Below are 17,973 nucleotides of genomic sequence, written 5' to 3'. Positions count from 1 at the left end.
CCCCCTGCTCCGTAACCTGCCGATGTCCTGATTGGTCACTTCGCCCGCGCGGTCCGCATCCCCTTTTGCCGCCCGGGCCCGTCGTTCGAAGGGAGCGCCGCTCCCGGGAGGAAAAACGTGGATGCCATCTATATCGCGATCTTCGCCGTCATGGCCGGGCTGACCTACGCCCTGGTCTCGTTCTGCGAAGCCTTGTCCTCGGGAGAGCAACCATGAGCTGGCTCTACTGGCTGAGCGGCATCACGTCCGCGCTGCTGTTCGTGTACCTGCTGGTCGCGCTATTCAAACCGGAGAAGTTCTGATGACTGCCGAATTCATCGGACTGCTGGTCGTGTACCTGGCGGTCCTGCTCGCGATCGCGCCCTTTCTCGGGCGCTATATCCGCGTCGCCATGGAAAACGGGCAATCCCGGCTGACCGCCTGGGGCCGCCCACTGGAACGTGGCATCTACCGGCTGGCGGGCATCGACCCGCAAGCCGAAATGGGCTGGAAGCGCTACGCGCTGGCCGTGCTCGCCTTCAACATCCTGGGCATCGTGGCGGTCTACGCGCTGCAGCGCCTGCAGGGCTTGCTGCCGCTGAACCCGGCCGGCATGGGCGCCGTCTCGCCCGATTCCTCGCTCAACACCGCCATCAGCTTCGTGGCCAACACCAACTGGCAAGGCTATGGCGGCGAATCGACGATGAGCTACCTGACGCAGATGCTGGCGCTGACGGTGCAGAACTTTGTCTCGGCCGCCACCGGCATCGCGGTGCTGTTCGCGCTTATCCGCGGGCTGGCTCGCCATTGCTCGGCCACGGTGGGCAACTTCTGGGCCGACATGGTGCGCAGCACGCTGTACGTGCTGCTGCCGCTGTCGCTGGTGCTGGCGCTGGCGCTGGTAAGCCAGGGCGTGATCCAGAACTTCAGCCCCTATCAGGACGTGCAGACGGTCGAAGCCCTGCACTATGACCAACCGCGCGTGGACGCCCAGGGGCAGCCGGTGCTCGATGCCAAGGGCCAGCCCGTGACCGACCCCGCGGTCACCCAGACGCAGACGCTGGCCATGGGCCCGGTCGCCTCGCAGGAAGCGATCAAGATGCTGGGCACCAACGGCGGCGGCTTCTTCAACGCCAACTCCGCGCATCCCTTTGAAAACCCGACGGCCCTGTCGAACTTCCTGGAGATGCTGGCGATTCTGGTGATCCCGGCGGCGCTGTGCTTCAGCTTCGGCGAAATGGTCGGCAACCGGCGCCAGGGCGTCGCCATTCTGGCGGCCATGACCGTGCTGTTCGTCGTATTCGCGCTGACCACGGCTTACTACGAACAACAGCCCAATCCGATGACCGCGCAAACAGGCGTCGACAGCGCCATGAGCGCGCTCTCGCCGGGCGGCAACATGGAAGGCAAGGAGACCCGCTTCGGCATCGCCGCCACCTCGCTGTTCGCCACCATCACCACCGCGGCCTCGTGCGGCGCGGTCAACGGCATGCACGATTCGCTCAGCGCCATGGGCGGCCTGTCGCCGATGCTGCTGATGCAGTTGGGCGAAGTGGTCTACGGCGGGGTCGGCTCCGGGCTCTACGGCATGCTGGCGTTCGCCATCCTGGGCGTCTTCATCGCCGGGCTGATGATCGGCCGCACGCCCGAGTACCTGGGCAAGAAGATCGAAGCCTATGACATGAAGATGGTCTCGATCGTGATCCTGGCGACGCCGCTGCTGGTGCTCGGCGGCACCGCGCTGGCAGTGTCGGTGACGGCCGGCCAGGCCGGCGTGCTCAACCCCGGCATCCACGGCTTCTCCGAGATCCTGTACGCCCTGTCCTCGGCCGCCAACAACAACGGCAGCGCCTTCGCCGGCCTGTCCGCCAACACACCCTTCTACAACGTGCTGCTGGGCATCGCCATGTGGTTCGGCCGCTTCGCCATCATCGTCGCGGTGCTGGCGATGGCCGGCTCGCTGGCGGCCAAGCGCCGCCTGCCCGCCGGCCCCGGCAGCATGCCGACCACCGGCCCCCTCTTCGTGGTGCTGCTGATCGGCGCGGTGCTGCTGGTGGGCGCCCTGACTTATGTGCCCGCGCTGGCCCTGGGCCCGGTCGCGGAACACCTGCAACCCTGAATGCAACAGGCTAGGAAAGAAAATGGCCAAGATTGATATGCCAACCCAAGGCGCCGGCGGCGGCGCCGCCCGCGCGCCGTCGGCCGCGCCGCTCGAACGCAAGTTCGGCATGTGGTCGGGCGCGCTCGTCGGTCCCGCGCTGCTGGACAGCCTGCGCAAGCTCTCGCCCGCGGCGCAACTGAAGAACCCCGTGATGTTCGTGGTCTACGTGGGCAGCATCCTGACCACCATCCTGTGGATCATGGCGTTGCGCGGCCAGGCCGAGGCGCCCGCGGGCTTCATCCTCGCGATCTCCGTGTGGCTGTGGTTCACCGTGCTGTTCGCCAACTTCGCCGAAGCGCTGGCCGAGGGGCGCGGCAAGCAGCAGGCCGCCACCCTGCGCGGCCTGCGCACCACCATCGATGCGCGCCTGCTAAAGGGGTTCCGCGATGAGGATGCCGCCCGCGCCGAGCCGGCGCTGTGGCGCAACCAGGCCGTCAAGCAGGCCTCCGGGCTGCTGCGCCGCAATGACGTGGTGCTGGTGGAAGCCGGCGAAACCATCCCGGGCGACGGCCAGGTCATCGCCGGCGTCGCGTCGGTCGATGAAAGCGCCATCACCGGCGAATCGGCGCCGGTCATCCGCGAATCGGGCGGCGACTTCTCGTCCGTCACCGGCGGCACCCGGGTGCTGTCCGACTGGATCTTCGTGCGCATCGCCGCCGACCCGGGCGAGAGCTTCCTGGACCGCATGATCGCCATGGTCGAAGGCGCCAAGCGCCAGAAGACGCCCAACGAGCTGGCGTTGACCATCCTGCTGGTCGGCCTGACGGTGGTGTTCCTGCTGGTGGTCGCAACGCTGATGCCGTTCTCGATCTACTCGGTCACGGCCGCTGGCGGCGGCAGCGCCGTCACCGTCACGGTGCTGGTGGCGCTGCTGGTGTGCCTGATCCCCACCACCATCGGCGGGCTGCTGTCGGCCATCGGCGTGGCGGGCATGAGCCGCATGATGGGCGCCAATGTCATCGCCACCTCGGGCCGCGCGGTGGAAGCCGCCGGCGATGTCGACGTGCTGCTGCTGGACAAGACCGGCACCATCACCTTCGGCAACCGCCAGGCCTCGACCTTCCTGCCCGCGCCCGGCGTATCGCCGCGCGAACTGGCGGACGCGGCGCGCCTGGCCTCGCTGGCCGACGAAACGCCGGAAGGCCGCAGCATCGTGGCGCTGGCTGACAAGGCCATTCACGCCCCCGCCGTGCGCGCCTCGGACGCCGAATACGTGCCCTTCACCGCCCAGACCCGCATGAGCGGCGTCAACCTGAACGACCGCATGATCCGCAAGGGCGCCATCGACGCGGTGCGCGCCTGGCTGGCCGAGCAGGACGCGACGGTTCCCGAACAGGTGCTGCGCCTGGCCGAGGACGTGGCGCGCCGCGGCAGCACGCCGCTGCTGGTCAGCGACGGCAACCGCGCGCTGGGCGTGGTCGAGCTCAAGGACATCGTCAAGCCCGACATCCAGTCGCGCTTCGCCGAGCTGCGCCGCATGGGCATCAAGACGGTGATGATCACCGGCGACAACAAGCTCACCGCCGCGTCCATCGCCGCCGAAGCGGGCGTCGACGACTTCCTCGCGGAAGCCACGCCGGAAGCCAAGCTCAAGCTGATCCGCGCCTACCAGGGCGAAGGCCGCCTGGTGGCGATGACCGGCGACGGCACCAACGACGCGCCGGCGCTGGCGCAGGCCGACGTCGCGGTGGCGATGAACTCGGGCACCCAGGCCGCCAAGGAAGCGGGCAACATGGTGGACCTGGACTCCAATCCCACCAAGCTCATCGAGATCGTCGAGATCGGCAAGCAGATGCTGATGACGCGCGGCGCGCTCACTACCTTCAGCATCGCCAACGACGTGGCCAAGTACTTCGCCATCATCCCGGCGGCGTTCGCCACGGTGTACCCGCAGTTGAACGTGCTGAACATCATGGGCCTGGCCACGCCGGCCTCGGCCATCCTGTCGGCCGTGATCTTCAATGCGCTCATCATCATCGTGCTGATCCCGCTAGCGCTCAAGGGCGTGCGCTACCGTCCGCTGGGCGCCTCGGTCCTGCTGCGCCGCAATCTGCTGATCTACGGACTGGGCGGCCTGCTGGTGCCGTTCGCCGGCATCAAGCTGGTCGACATGGTGCTGGCCGCCCTGGGCTGGGTCTGACCCGCGCTCGTCACTGGAAAGGAACTCCTCATGAAACAAGCTCTTCCCCTGCCGCGCCAAGGCGGCATCCTGCGCCCCGCGCTGGTCGTGTTCGCCGCCCTGTCGCTGGTGACCGGCCTGGCCTACCCCTTCCTGACCACCGGCATCGCCGCCGCCGTGTTCCCGCATGAAGCGTCGGGTTCGCTGATCCGCCAGGGCGACAAGGTGGTCGGCTCGGAGTGGATCGGCCAGTCGTTCAGCGCCCCCCAGTACTTCTGGGGCCGGCCGTCGGCCACCTCGCCGATGCCGTACAACGGCGCCAACTCCGGCGGCTCGAACCTGGGCCCGCGCAATCCTGCCCTGGCCGAGGCCGTGCAAGCGCGCATCGCGGCGCTGAAGGCGGCCGACCCGGACAATCCCACGCCAGTGCCGGTGGACCTGATCACGGCCTCGGGCAGCGGCCTGGACCCGCACATCAGCCCGGCCGCCGCGGCCTACCAGGCCGCGCGCGTGGCGCGTACCCGCCATCTGCCGCGTGAGAAGGTCGACGCCCTCATCGAGGCTAGCACCTCCAAGCCCTGGTTGGGCGTGCTGGGCGACCCGGTCGTCAACGTGCTCCAGCTCAACCTGGCGCTGGACCAACTGGCGCCGGTGAAATGACACGCCGGCGTATAGTATTGCCAGCCGCTCCCCCACTTCGCTTGCGCGTTCATGGCCGACAATCCTGACGAGCGTCCCGATCCGGACGCGCTCTTGAAAGACCTCGACGACGCCGCGCGCCAGGCGGTGCGCGGCAAGTTGCGGGTCTACTTCGGCTCATCCGCTGGCGTCGGCAAGACCTACGCCATGCTGGTGGCCGCCCGCGCCCACGCCGCGCAGGGCGCCCGCGTGCTGGCCGGCATCGTCGAAACGCACGGCCGCCGCGAAACCGCCGCCCTGCTCGAGGGCCTGGCGGTCCTGCCGCTCAAGGACGTCGCCTACCGGGGCCACGCGCTCAAGGAATTCGACCTGGACGGCGCGCTGGCCGCCCACCCGGACCTGGTGCTGGTCGACGAACTGGCCCACTCCAACGCGCCCGGCTCGCGCCACGCCAAGCGCTGGCAGGATATCCAGGAACTGCTGGCGGCCGGCATCGACGTCTGGACCACGCTCAACGTACAGCACCTGGACAGCCTCAACGAGGCCGTCGGCAGCATCACCGGCGTGCGGGTCTGGGAGACCGTGCCGGACGAGGTCTTCGACGCCGCCGACGAAGTCATCCTGGTCGACCTGTCGGCCGACGAGCTGCTGCGCCGCTTGCGGGAAGGCAAGGTCTACCTGCCTGAGCAGGCGCGCCACGCCACCCGCAACTTCTTCCGCAAGGGCAACCTGATCGCGCTGCGCGAACTGGCGCTGCGCCGCACCGCCGACCACGTCGACGACGACGTCCAGGCCTATCGCCGCGACCGCGCCATCGAGCCGGTGTGGCGCACGCGCGAAGCCGTGGTGGCCTGCATCGGCCCCGACGCTGACGCCGAATACGTCATCCGCAGCGCCCATCGCCTGAGCCAGCAGCTCGAATGCGACCTGCACGTGGTCACCATCGACGTGCCGCGCGCCGCGCCGCCGCCGCAGGCCGAGCAGGAACGGCTGCAACGCAGCCTGGCGCTGGCCGACTCGCTCGGCGCGCGTTGCGAAACCCTGGCTGGCGGCGACATGGTCGACGCGGTGGTGCGCTACGTGCGCCGCCATAACATCACCAAGGCCATCGTCGGCCGCACCCGCGCCAGCGGCCTGCAGCGCCTGCGGCTGTCGCTGTCGGCGCTGCTGACCGCGGCCATCAGCCCCGGCTGGCTGTGGCGCCGCCACAGCTTCGCCGACATGCTGGCCGCCGGCTGCCCCGAGATCGACATCATCCGCCTGGGCGCCCCGCCGCTGCCCGCCGCCAGCGTGCCGGGCCGCGATCCGCTGACGCTCGGGCGCCGCGGCCGCCAGGCGGCCGACGAACGCGGCCCGCAGGCGCTCGCCGGCTATGCCTGGGCGCTCTGCTATTGCACAGTGGCCACGGCGCTGTCGGCGCTGGCGTTCCCGGCGCTGCACCAGACCAACATCGTCATGCTGTTCCTGCTGGCGGTGGTGGCGGTGGCGCTGCGCCATGGCCGCGGCCCGGCCGCGCTGGCCTCGGTCGTCAGCGTGGGGCTGTTCGACTTCTTCTTCGTGCAGCCGCTGGCCTCGTTCGCCGTGTCCGACGTGCAGTACCTGCTGACCTTCGGCGTGCTGCTGGCCGTGGGCCTGTTGATCGGCCAGCTCACCGCCGGCCTGCGCTTGCAGGCCCAGGCCTCGGTCAAGCGCGAGGCCGACGCCCGCAGCCTGTACGAGTTCGCGCGCGAGCTGTCATCGGCGCTCTTGCCCGAGCAGATCGTCGCGTCCGCCGGCGCCTTCGTGCACGCCACCTTCGGCTCGCGCTGCGCGCTCTATATCCTGGGCCTGGACGACCGCCTGAAGCTGGCCTCGCCCGCCGCCGACGACATGCCGCCGCTGGAATCGGCGCTGGCCCAATGGGTCTACGACCACGGCCAGCCGGCGGGCGCCGGCACAGCCACGCTGTCCAACAGCGACCTGCTGTACCTGCCGCTGAAGGCGCCGATGCGCACCCGCGGCGTGCTGGCGCTGGCGGCGCCGCGCCGCAGCCTGTTCTCGCAGCCCGACTCGCGCCGCCAGATCGAGGCCTACGCCACGCTCATCGCCATCGCCCTGGAACGGCTGCACTACGTGGAAGTGGCGCAGCAGGCACTGGTCAGCATGGAATCCGAGAAGCTGCGAAACTCACTGCTGGCCGCGGTCTCGCACGACCTGCGCACGCCGCTCACCAGCCTGGTCGGCATGACCGACACGCTGACGCGGCGCCAGGACGCGCTGCCGGCCGACATCCAGGACACCATCCGCGCCATGCGCGACCAGGCGCAGCGCATGCACGCGCTGGTCGCCAACCTGCTCGACATGGCGCGGCTGCAGAGCCGCGACACCCCGCTGCGGCTGGAGTGGCAGTCGATTGAGGAACTGGTCGGCGCCTCGCTGGCCGCCATGCGCGAAGCGCTGGCGGCGCATCGGGTCACGGTCGACAGCCTGTCCGGGTTGCCGCTGGTCGAATGCGACGGCGTGCTGATCGAACGGGTGCTCTGCAATCTGCTGGAAAATGCCGCCAAGTACACGCCGGCCGGCAGCGCCATCCGCCTGCACGCCGTGGCGCAGGACGGCGAGCTGCGCGTCGCGGTCTGCGACAACGGCCCCGGCGTCGCGCCCGGCGCCGAACGCCGCATCTTCGAGAAATTCACCCGCGGCGAACGCGAATCCGCCACCCCCGGCGTCGGCCTCGGCCTGGCGGTGTGCGAAGCCATCGTCAGCGCGCACCACGGCCGCATCTGGGTCGAACACGCGCCGGGCCAGTCCAGCGGCGCGCAGTTCGTCTTCACCCTGCCGCTGGGCACGCCGCCCCCGATCCAACCTGAAATCGCCTGAGCCCATCGCATGTTCGACTTTCAGCCCACCGTCCTCATCATCGAGGACGACGCCAATATCCGCCGCTTCGTGCGCCAGGCCCTCGAGAGCGAAGGTTGCGCCGTGTACGAAGCCGACACTGTCAAGCGCGGCCTGATCGAGGCCGGCACGCGCCAACCCGACGCCGTGGTGCTGGACCTGGGCCTGCCGGATGAAGACGGCATGACCCTGATCCGCGAACTGCGCGGCTGGACCGAAGTGCCGGTGCTGGTGCTGTCGGCGCGCACCGCCGAGGCCGACAAGGTGGCGGCGCTGGACGCCGGCGCCGACGACTACCTCACCAAGCCATTCGGCGTCAGCGAACTGCTGGCGCGGCTGCGCGTGCTGCTGCGGCGCCATGCCCGCGGCGGGGCCGGCAGCGCCGCCGAAATCAGTTTCGGCGACGTGCGCGTGGATTTCGCCAGGCGCGTGGTCGAGCGCGGCGGCCAGCACGTACACCTGACCGCCATGGAATACCGCCTGCTTGCCGCGCTGCTGGCCCATCGCGGCAAGGTCATGACCCACCGCGAACTGCTGCGCGAGGTCTGGGGCCCATCGCACGTGGAAAGCAACCACTACCTGCGCATCTACATGGGGCACCTGCGGCAGAAGCTCGAGGCCGATCCGGCGCAGCCGGTCTACCTGCTGACCGAGATCGGCGTGGGCTACCGCTTCGCGGGCTGACGGCGGGAGCCGCGCGCAAGCGCTCGAATGAGCCAGGCTTGGCCGCGCGGCGCGTTGTGTTGCCGCGCGGCGCACGGGGCAGACGCGACCTGCCGCGCCATTGATGCGCCTTTTACGCGCGCCGCGCGAGTCTTGTCTCGCCGTTTATGCCGCTTCTCCTATTGTGGCGATCCCGTCCAACACAGGAGAATTCCATGTCCCGCAACACCCTGGCCGCGCTCGCGCTGTTCGCCCTTGCCGCCCCCGTGCACGCCGCCGATGCACCCACCGCCGGTGAGCCGGCTCCCGAGTACTCGCTGACCGCCAACGTCACCCTGGCCAGCCAGTACCGCTACCGCGGCCTGATGCAGACCAACAATCAGCCCGCGATCCAGGGCGGCTTCGATTTCACCCACGCCAGCGGCCTGTACCTGGGCAACTGGAACTCCAGCATCAGTTGGCTCAACGACAGCAACAGCAAGGTCTCGGCGCCGGTCGAAATGGACCTCTACGGCGGCTACAAGGGCAACCTGGCGCCTGACGTGCCGTTCGACCTGGGCGTGCTGCAGTACTACTACCCCGGCGACTACCCGTCGGGCTACACCAGCCCCGACACCACCGAGCTGTATGCCGGCCTGGGCTACGGCCCGGTCCTGTTCAAGTATTCGATCGCCATGACCAATCTGTTCGGCTTCGCCGACAGCAAGTACAGCCAGTATTTCGACCTGAGCGGCAACTTCGACACCGGGTTCTGGGGCCTGACGGTCAACGCCCACGTCGGCCGCCAGACGGTCCGCAACGTCACCGACGGCGCCTACACCGACTGGAAACTGGGCTTGACCAAGGACTTCGGGCGGGGCCTGGCGATCTCGATCGCCTATATCGACACCGACGCCGACCGCGCCGTCTACACCAACAGCCGCGGCCGCTACATGGGCCGCGCCACCGGCCTGCTGTCGCTGACCAAGACCTTCTGAAACGCCCGGGCGTTGACGCGCTTTTTACGCGTCTCGCCCGCATTTATCGGCAGGTTTTACGGCCCGCTTTCTATAGTGGAATCGTCATCAACCAACCGGATACGCGCGAGCCCGCCCTCACGGCTGCGCCCCCCGACCGCCATGATTTCCCGCCAAGAACGCAGCACGTACGCCTCGTTTGAACGTCCCGCTCCGGCCCATGCGCCGCAACCCGCGCAGATGGTTTCCCTGACCGTCAGGATCGACACGCTGGACGCCTTGAAGGTCCGGCTGGCCCTGCACCGCGAACTGGGCGAACGGATCGGCGTATACGTGCTGTCGGTGGATCACGCCCATGGCCAGAGCATCCTGCAACTGCATTGCGACCGCAACCAGGTCGACGCCCTGATGCACGCGGTGATGTGCGGCCTGCCCCAGGCCGAATTCGGCCCGCTGCGCCCCGCGACCGCCATCACGGTGCAATAAGCCATGGATACCCCGCTCACTCCCGCTTTCGAAGGCCTCTGGCTGCCGATGGTCACGCCGATGCGCGGTGGCTACGTCGATTGCGAAGCCGCCCAGGCGCTGGCGCGCTACTACCGCAACGCCGGCGTGGCCGGCCTGGTGCTGTTCGGTTCCACCGGCGAAGGCAATCTGCTCTCCATCCCCGAGAAGATCGAGATGATCGAGGCCATCCGCCGCGATCCGCACGCCCTGCCGCTGGTGTTCGGCGCGGGCGGCGTCGACACGCGCGGCGTGGCCGCCGCCATCCGCCGCCTGGACAAGTACGCGCCCGCCGGCTACCTGGTTCCCACGCCCTACTACCTGGGCCCGTCACAGCAGGGCATCCTGTGGCACTACCGGCAGGTCGCCTGGGCCACAGAGCGCCCCATCATCCTCTACAACATTCCCAAGCGCGCCGGCGTCACCATGACCGTCGAAACCATGGAATCGCTGGCGTTGCTGCCCAATTTCCGCGCCGTCAAGGAATGCAATGCGCCGGTGCTGATGGCGTTGAACGCACGGGGACACCTGGCGGCCCTCTGCGGCGAGGACATGGCGCTGCTCGACCATTGCCTGGCGGGCGGGCGCGGCGCCATTCCGGCGGCCGCGCACCTGTTCCCCGAGCGCTTCGTCGAAGTCATGCAACTGGCGCGCGACGGCCACGTCGAAGCGGCGCGCGAACTGTTCGAACCGCTGCGAGGCCTGATCCGCCTGCTGTTCGCCGAACCCAACCCGGCGCCGATCAAGCGCGCCCTGGCCCTGCAAGGCCTGATCGCCGACGAACTGCGCCTGCCCATGACCGGCGCCAGCCGCGAGCTGACCCCGCGTCTGCAGCGGGCCATGAGCGTGGTGCAGGGCTCCCCTAGCAGGCTGCAGACAGCTTGAACACCGCCACCGCGCGCGCCAGGTCGTCGGCCTGATCATGCAAGGTGGAGGCCGACGCCGCGAACTCCTCGACCAGCGCCGCGTTCTGCTGCGTCACACTGTCAAGGTGCGTCACCGCCTGGTTGATCTGCTCGATGCCCACGCTCTGCTCGGACGACGCGGTGGCGATCTCGCCCATCAACGGCGCACTGCTCGCCGCCGAGTGCAGCACGCTGCTCATGGTGGCGCTGGCCTGCGCGACGCGCTGGCTGCCGCGCTCGACGGAATCCGACGACGCCTCGATCAGCGTCTTGATTTCCTTGGCGGCGGTGGCCGAGCGCTGCGCCAGCGCCCGCACCTCGCCCGCCACCACGGCGAACCCGCGCCCCTGTTCGCCGGCGCGCGCGGCCTCCACCGCGGCATTGAGCGCCAGGATATTGGTCTGGAACGCGATTTCGTCGATCAGCCGGATGATCTCGTCGATCCGCTGCGAGCTCTGCGAGATTTCGCGCATCGCGTCGATCGCGTGCTGGGTCTCTTCGCTGCCCTGCCGCGCCAGTTGCGCCGACTGGCCTGCCAGCGAACTGACCTCGCGCACGTGGTCGGCGCTCTGCTTGGCGGTGGCCGTTATCTGCTCGACGCTGGCCGCCGTCTGTTCCAGCGCGGCGGCCTGTTTCTCGGTGCGGTCGTGCAGGTCCATGCTGCCGGCGGCGATCTGGCGAGAGGCCGCCGCGATCGAACCGGTGGAGTGCACAATGGTGCGCACCGCCACGTCCAGCCGCTCTTGCATCAAGGCCATGGCTTCGAACAGCCGGCCGATCTCGCCGCGATGATGGCGCGAAATGATGCTGGACAGGTCGCCGTGCGCCACCCGCTCACAGACCGCCACCGCCTCGTCCAGCGGACGGATGATGTGGGAACGGAAGAACCGCAGCGCCGCCGCCAGCAGTACCACCAGCAGCACCAGCGTCACGCCGCCCTGGCGCCACAGCGTCGCGCGAAAGGCGGCGTCGACGTCATCCACGTACAGGCCGGTGAACATCAGCCAACCCCATTCCGGGTCGTAGACGGCGTAGCTGGCCTTGGGCAGCGCCTCTTCGGCGCCCGGGCGCGGAAAGTGGTATTGGACGAAGCCTCCTCCCGCCTTGCCCTGCGCGTAGAGATTCTCGAAGATCGGCAGGCCGTCGCTGTCCTTGACCGCGCGCACATTGGTGCCGGCCAGCTTGGCGTCGGGATGCACCAGCAGCGTGTAGCTGTCGTCGAACACGCCGACATAGCCGTCAGCGCCATAGCGCAACTGCGCCAGGCGCTGCGCCACGTTGTGCTTGGCCTGCTCGGGCGAGAGGCGCTCGTCGATGGCGCGCTGCTTGCCGTTGCGCACGATGCCGGCGGCCAGGTCCAGCACGTTGCGCAGTTCCGTCTTGCGCTCGGCCAGCATCTCGGCGCGCCGCTCCCAGGCATCCCATCCTCCCAGGGCCAGCACCGCGACCCCGATCGCGAGCACGAACCACAGCAGCTCCCTGCGCAAGCTTGAATTCTTCATAGACCCTCTTCTCCATACCCACCGCCGTCGGAAACCAAAGACAGCAAAATGTGACTATTTATCTGTTGCGTCTGATCAGGATAAGGGGGAGCGCCAGGGTTTTCACCGGCGAGGGGAGACTGGCTTGATCTGCGTCAAACCCGGCAGGCATTTGGAATGCGCCCCGCGCGCACAAAAAAAAGCAAGGCCGCCAGGGCCTTGCTTTGCGGGGCGACATGCGGCTACGACGGGCCGCCGGATCCGCTATCGTTTCGCCGCCAGACGCTGCTGCGCCAGTCCGGTACGGGCCGATGTCAGGGCATACAGCACCACCACCGTCAACGCGTAGATCGGCACGCTGCGCATGTTGCGGAACATCATCTCCGACAAGCTGAAGACGAAATAGCCCAGGCAGAACAGCATGCCGATCTGTGAGCCCACGTGCACCACCGGGTCATCGCTGGCGGAGCGGCGCCAGAAGACCGCGGCGGGCACCAGGTAGAGCGCCAGCATGCTGAGCAGCCCCAACAGCCCGTATCCTGCCAACGCGCCCAGCATGTCGTTGTGAGGCTCGCCATAATCGGTCGAGACCAGCTCGGTTACGATGCCCTGCTTCTGCAACTTGACCAGCTCCGGCCGGAAATTGGGCACGCCCACGCCAACCAGCGGGCTTTCGCGGAACATCAGCCAGGAAGCCTTCCAGAGCTGGATGCGGATGCCAACCGAGGTATCGCGGTCATGCTGCTCATAGCGGCTCACGTCCGACACCACATACTTCCAGCGGCTTTCCTTGCTGTTCCAGGACAACACCGCTCCCGCGGCCATGATCACGGCCAAGGCCGCCACGAAGATGAGCTTGGTGCGGCGCTGCCATTGCCGCTTGGTCAGCAGATAAACCAGTGCGAACACCAGCAAAAGCGCCCAACTGCTGCGCGTTTGCGAGACCCAGACACCGTACAGGCAGATCGGCACCGCGGCGATTTTCAACGCGGCTTCCAACCTGGGCCAGGGCGACAACCGCCAGGGCAGCGTCAACACGGAGGCGAGGCCGAAGAAGATCGTCAGGTCGGCAAATGCCACCGCGTTGTAGCGCCCGCCATATTCGGACACCGCGCCCCGCCCCAGGCTGGGTTCGTGGATGATGTACACCAGCATCAGCGATCCGGCGAACGCGCCGAACAGCAGGCTCCACTGCACCTGCTGCAACCAATTGCGGGGCGCTCGCAACAACATCCAGCAGATCGGCACCGCCAGGGCGAAGCGCAGCAGCTTTTCAATTTCGGAAGAACTCCAGACGCCCAGGTAGACGCTGCTGATCAACATCGCCAATAGCGGCGCCGTCAGCGCCACGATCATCGCCGACATTTCCTTCAGCGCGAAGGGTTCCGAGCGTTGGACCAGATTGACGGCCATCGCCACCAGGGCGATCAACGCAGTCAGATAGAGGATGACGGGCCCACCTACGGCACTGGTCAAGGCCAAAGCGGGAATCAGCAGTGTCAGGAGCGCAACACCGCGCAGACATGGAATGGACATCATGGGATTCAATTCGACCTTTGGAAGGGCTAGTCGATAATACTTCAGGGGGAGAGGAGCCTTCGGCGCACAGGGACGAGATGGGTTATGCGGATCCGGCAGACCGTCACGCACGGCTGTCGCGCCGGGTCTAGATCAAGATCGAACGACCTTTGCGGCGGCCATGGACTTCTTGTAGTCCCGCGTCAGGCTTTCGAAAGCCGACATGACGCTGCCCGGCCGCAGCCATTCGCGCCACAAGCGATCACGCCAGCGGCCGCCCGGGATAAAAACGGGATACGCGATACGCGACATTGACCAGCCCGGGCGCCAGGCCTTGGTCCGGGTGGGTCTGCCCGTCAGCGTCAGCGTCGGCACGCCCACGCTAGAGGCCAGATGGCCAATGCCGGACTCGTTGCCGATGAACCAGCCGCACTCGTGAATGAATGCCGCCACGTCGGCCAGGGAGGGGGACTGCTGGATCGCCAGGCCCGCGTCGGTCAGGCAGGTCCATTCGGCGCGCTCATGAGGCGCCAGGATGAAAACAGGCTCGTAGCCTTGGCGCTGCAGGCGCAACCCCAATTCGACAAAGTGCCTGGGCGCCCAGCAACGCTGCGCCCCAGTGGACGACGGATGCACCGCAACCCTTTTCTCAAACGCCCGGTGCCTGCCCGCCACAGGTGGACGCAGGCCGATATCGGTGCCCGCCAGCGACAACCCCAGCGCATCACGGCAGTAGTCACGGATCTGGTTGAGCTTGATGAACCCCTTGCCGGTGATCACGACATGGGCGTCGTAATAGAAATAGGACGCGGCACAATCATGCAGGGCATATGGCCAGCCGACGTGCATCTGCGCCGCGCAATCGTAGTCGGCCAGCGCGGCCGGCGCCTGCTCCCGCGGCAGCGACGGCCTGATGTCCATGCCGGGGAACCAACTGCGCAGGCCATAGGCAAAATCGCCGAAGACCGTCACCTGACGTCCGTGCGCGGCAAGGTTGAACGCCATCGTCATCATCAACAGCGTGTCGCCCAACCTGGGAGCCATCAATAGCGCTACCCGCCTGGCATCGCGCAGGTTGCGGACGCACGCCAAGGCATCATAGGGTGGCATATTGGGAGCGGGCTGGGCCATGTCAGGGGAATATCAGCGAAACCGGGGCAGCAAAACCAAGCCAAGAGTATCAGCGGTGGAGGGAAAAATGCAGCATTTCTGAACGGACAAATTATACTGCTGCAACAATAACATACTGATTCTTTTTGTCTTGTTTTGGTATATTACGACTAAGGACTGCCCCCATTTCGATATGGATCTTCACAACGGTTGGCCGTGAAAAAGCCCGCAAGCCTTGCGGCTCACGGGCTTTCCGGTGACGAGCCCGATAATCCCGGTCACATATTCTCGATCATGACCTGGCCAAAACCGGAGCACGACACCTGCGTCGCGCCCTCCAGCAGCCGGGCGAAGTCATACGTGACCTTCTTGGACAGGATCGACTTCTCCATGCTCGAGATGATCAGGTCGGCCGCCTCGGTCCAGCCCATGTGGCGCAACATCATTTCCGCCGACAGGATCTCCGAACCCGGGTTGACGTAGTCCTTGCCCGCGTACTTGGGCGCCGTGCCGTGGGTGGCCTCGAACATGGCGACCGAATCGGACAGGTTGGCGCCCGGGGCGATGCCGATGCCGCCCACCTGCGCGGCCAGCGCGTCGGAAATGTAGTCGCCGTTCAGGTTCAGGGTGGCAATGACGTCGTATTCGGCCGGGCGCAGCAGGATCTGCTGCAGGAACGCATCGGCAATGACATCCTTGACGATGATCTCGCGGCCGGTCTTGGGGTTCTTGAACTTGCACCACGGGCCGCCGTCGATCAGTTGCGCGCCGAATTCCTTCTGCAGCAGCGCATAGCCCCAGTCGCGGAAGCCGCCTTCCGTGAACTTCATGATGTTGCCCTTGTGCACCAGGGTCAGCGAGGTACGGTCATTGTCGATGACGTACTGCGCCGCCTTGCGCACCAGGCGCTCGGTACCTTCGCGCGACACCGGCTTGATGCCGATCGACGAGGTGTTGGGGAAACGGATCTTCTTGACGCCGAGCTTGGTCTGCAGGAACTGAATCAATTCCTTGGCCTGCTCGCTTTCGGCCATGTATTCGATGCCGGCGTAGATGTCTTCCGAGTTCTCGCGGAAGATCACCATGTTGGTCTTCTCGGGTTCGCGCACCGGCGAGGGCACGCCCTTGAAATACGCCACCGGGCGCAGGCAGACGTACAGGTCCAGTTGCTGGCGCAACGCCACGTTCAGCGAACGGATGCCGCCGCCCACGGGCGTGGTCAGCGGACCCTTGATCGACACCACGTAGTCCTTGACCACGTCCAGGGTCTCGTCGGGCAGCCAGACGTCCGGTCCGTAGACCTTGGTGGCCTTCTCGCCGGCGTAGACCTCCATCCAGTGGATCTTGCGCTTGCCGCCGTAGGCCTTCTGCACGGCGGCGTCCACCACCTTGATCATGACGGGCGTGATGTCGGCGCCGGTGCCGTCGCCCTCGATGTAGGGCACGATGGGCTGATCCGGCACATTCAGCGAGAAATCAGCGTTGACCGTGATCTTCTGGCCCCCAGCGGGCACCTTGATATGTTGATAGGACATGAATGCTCCATTTGCTCCGAGTGGTTTTTCTGCACGCGCGCCGCATCGGCTGGCGTGTGGTCCGCGGGCCGCGCGGCCCTGGCGAAACGCACACTGGATAGCGGATAGCAACCAATTCTATATCGCATTGCGGCCGGCGGGCGGGCGCCGTGGCGGCGGGCGGTAAAATAAAGCCCTCTCTGGCCAGCATGGCATCCGTCTGACAATGTTCAACCCCTCCCGCGACCAAGTCCGCGAATTCTTCATCGAAACCTGGCGCAAGCACCGCGCCAACGAGGTCCTGACCCCGCTGGAGGCCATGGCCCTGGACTGGATCATCGAGCATCCGGAATACCACGGCGACCTCGAAAGCCCCGAGGCCATGACCGCCGAATACGCGGTGGAAAAGGGCCGCACCAACCCGTTCCTGCACCTGTCGATGCACCTGGCCATCGCCGAGCAGTTGTCGATCGACCATCCGCCCGGCATCCGCAGCGCCTACCAGCGCCTGGTGGCGCGCACCGATGCGCACCAGGCCGCGCACGAGATCATGGAATGCCTGGGCCGGGTCGTCTGGGAAGCGCAACGCCTGGGCACTCCGCTGGACAGCGATACCTACATCGACCTGATCCGCCAGCGCGCCGAGCGCTAGCCTTACGCAACGCGAAAGCCCATGTAAAAAACCCTCGGTCTCCCGAGGGTTTTTTACATGCGGGCCGGACCGTCCCGCTACTTGCGCACGCCCAGGTCGCTGGGCAGGGACGCCAGCCAGGCGGCCACATTGCTGATGTCCTGGTCGGAGAGCTGGGTGGCGAAGGCGCCCATGATGGGGTTCTTGCGCACGTTGGCCGTGGCCGCGCTGCCCGAGGCGCCGCGACGATAGGCCTTGAGCGCATGCACCAGGTAGTCGGCGTGCTGGCCGGCCAGCGTCGGATAGGCCGGGTCCACCGCTGTCTTGGCATCGGCGCCGTGGCACGACGCGCAATTGAATTTGTCGAAGACGGCCTTGCCGGCCGCCAGGTCCTGGGCCTGGGCAGTCGCGCCCGAAATGGCCAGCGTCGCGCCCGCAAGGGCAAGCATGATGCGGTTCATTGTGATTGCCCCCGGTTATTTCAGGTTCGAGTAGTAAGCGGCCAGGTCGGCGATGTCCTGGTCGGACAGGCTGCCGGCAATGGCATCCATGGTGGGATGGCTGCGCGCGCCTTTCTTGTACTCGTTGAGGGCGGTCTCGATGTACTTGGCGTTCTGGCCAGCGATCATCGGAACGTGATAAAGCTCGGGAAACGTCGCCTTGTAGCCTTCGATGCCATGGCAACCGATGCACATGGAAACCTTGTCGCGGGCGTTCTGGACATTACCGACCGGCGCTGCATCCGCAGCTGCTGCCTGGCCGGTGATCGCACAGGATGCCAATGCGGCCAGCAGGGAAACCGAGTACTTCAGAGAGAATCGCAACTTCATTGGGATGGCTCTTCTTGGTATGGCTTGAGGACTAGGGCCTGCTCACACGAAAAGGCCCCCGGCAAACACGTTGCGGGTCGAACCCA

General features: G+C 66.9%; 16 protein-coding genes. 10 read left to right on the top strand and 6 right to left on the bottom strand.

From position 1 onward, the window contains the following. Positions 1–212 precede the first annotated feature (212 nt). The 9 genes from kdpF to dapA all read left to right on the top strand — a co-directional run bounded on the left by kdpF (position 213) and on the right by dapA (position 10,783). A complete protein-coding gene (kdpF, locus tag ACUDCK_RS05400; RefSeq protein WP_035360036.1) occupies positions 213–302 on the top strand; it encodes a K(+)-transporting ATPase subunit F in 90 nt (29 codons plus the stop codon). Further along, positions 302–2,098: a potassium-transporting ATPase subunit KdpA gene (kdpA, locus tag ACUDCK_RS05395; protein ID WP_064523906.1), complete on the top strand. Its 1,797-nt coding sequence runs from the start codon at positions 302–304 to the stop codon at positions 2,096–2,098. The genes kdpF and kdpA overlap by 1 nt, the downstream gene beginning before the upstream one ends. A 22-nt stretch (positions 2,099–2,120) precedes the next feature. Beyond that, positions 2,121–4,280 (top strand): potassium-transporting ATPase subunit KdpB, encoded by a 2,160-nt coding sequence (gene kdpB / locus ACUDCK_RS05390; RefSeq protein ID WP_175142097.1) that lies wholly within the window; start codon positions 2,121–2,123, stop codon positions 4,278–4,280. A 30-nt stretch (positions 4,281–4,310) separates the two neighbouring features. Beyond that, positions 4,311–4,919, top strand: coding sequence for a potassium-transporting ATPase subunit KdpC (gene kdpC / locus ACUDCK_RS05385; RefSeq protein ID WP_064523904.1), 609 nt, complete (start codon positions 4,311–4,313; stop codon positions 4,917–4,919). Positions 4,920–4,970: 51 nt separating this feature from the next. After that, on the top strand, positions 4,971–7,757 hold the full coding sequence (locus ACUDCK_RS05380) for a sensor histidine kinase (protein WP_175167752.1): 2,787 nt from the start codon (positions 4,971–4,973) through the stop codon (positions 7,755–7,757). 9 nt (positions 7,758–7,766) lie between these two features. Continuing rightward, the gene (kdpE, locus tag ACUDCK_RS05375; protein WP_020924895.1) at positions 7,767–8,459 is read left to right on the top strand and encodes a two-component system response regulator KdpE; all 693 of its coding nucleotides are present in this window, start codon (positions 7,767–7,769) and stop codon (positions 8,457–8,459) included. A gap of 194 nt (positions 8,460–8,653) precedes the next feature. Next, entirely contained in the window at positions 8,654–9,415 is a 762-nt protein-coding gene (locus tag ACUDCK_RS05370) for a TorF family putative porin (RefSeq protein ID WP_054501722.1), read from the top strand. Positions 9,416–9,634: 219 nt separating this feature from the next. Further along, positions 9,635–9,880 (top strand): hypothetical protein, encoded by a 246-nt coding sequence (locus tag ACUDCK_RS05365; RefSeq protein WP_054501961.1) that lies wholly within the window; start codon positions 9,635–9,637, stop codon positions 9,878–9,880. Positions 9,881–9,883: 3 nt separating this feature from the next. After that, the gene (gene dapA, locus ACUDCK_RS05360) at positions 9,884–10,783 is read left to right on the top strand and encodes a 4-hydroxy-tetrahydrodipicolinate synthase (protein ID WP_445659294.1); all 900 of its coding nucleotides are present in this window, start codon (positions 9,884–9,886) and stop codon (positions 10,781–10,783) included. Here dapA and ACUDCK_RS05355 read toward each other — a convergent pair. The 4 genes from ACUDCK_RS05355 to icd all read right to left on the bottom strand — a co-directional run bounded on the left by ACUDCK_RS05355 (position 10,761) and on the right by icd (position 16,447). Beyond that, entirely contained in the window at positions 10,761–12,305 is a 1,545-nt protein-coding gene (locus tag ACUDCK_RS05355) for a methyl-accepting chemotaxis protein (protein WP_116793606.1), read from the bottom strand. The genes dapA and ACUDCK_RS05355 overlap by 23 nt on opposite strands. 243 nt (positions 12,306–12,548) lie before the next feature. Further along, on the bottom strand, positions 12,549–13,820 hold the full coding sequence (locus ACUDCK_RS05350) for an O-antigen ligase family protein (RefSeq protein ID WP_175167776.1): 1,272 nt from the start codon (positions 13,818–13,820) through the stop codon (positions 12,549–12,551). A gap of 135 nt (positions 13,821–13,955) precedes the next feature. Next, positions 13,956–14,933, bottom strand: coding sequence for a glycosyltransferase family 9 protein (locus ACUDCK_RS05345; RefSeq protein ID WP_054501725.1), 978 nt, complete (start codon positions 14,931–14,933; stop codon positions 13,956–13,958). Positions 14,934–15,190: 257 nt separating this feature from the next. Further along, positions 15,191–16,447 carry an NADP-dependent isocitrate dehydrogenase gene (gene icd, locus ACUDCK_RS05340; protein WP_054501726.1) on the bottom strand — a complete coding sequence of 419 codons (1,257 nt, stop codon included), beginning with the start codon at positions 16,445–16,447 and terminating at the stop codon, positions 15,191–15,193. Positions 16,448–16,652: 205 nt separating this feature from the next. Here icd and ACUDCK_RS05335 point away from each other — a divergent pair, with 205 nt between their 5' ends. Then, the gene (locus ACUDCK_RS05335; RefSeq protein ID WP_054501727.1) at positions 16,653–17,078 is read left to right on the top strand and encodes a DUF1841 family protein; all 426 of its coding nucleotides are present in this window, start codon (positions 16,653–16,655) and stop codon (positions 17,076–17,078) included. Between the two features lie 77 nt (positions 17,079–17,155). On the opposite strand, the gene ACUDCK_RS05330 is transcribed toward ACUDCK_RS05335, so the two are convergent. Next, positions 17,156–17,518 (bottom strand): c-type cytochrome, encoded by a 363-nt coding sequence (locus ACUDCK_RS05330; RefSeq protein WP_054501728.1) that lies wholly within the window; start codon positions 17,516–17,518, stop codon positions 17,156–17,158. A 15-nt stretch (positions 17,519–17,533) separates the two neighbouring features. After that, positions 17,534–17,887 carry a c-type cytochrome gene (locus ACUDCK_RS05325; RefSeq protein WP_054501729.1) on the bottom strand — a complete coding sequence of 118 codons (354 nt, stop codon included), beginning with the start codon at positions 17,885–17,887 and terminating at the stop codon, positions 17,534–17,536. Positions 17,888–17,973 lie beyond the last annotated feature (86 nt).

This window comes from Achromobacter sp. CF-sbj1-Ac2-l (genome assembly GCF_052698165.1).
The sequence above is the reverse complement of the archived record's forward strand: the minus strand, read 5'-3'. Positions and strand labels throughout refer to the sequence as shown.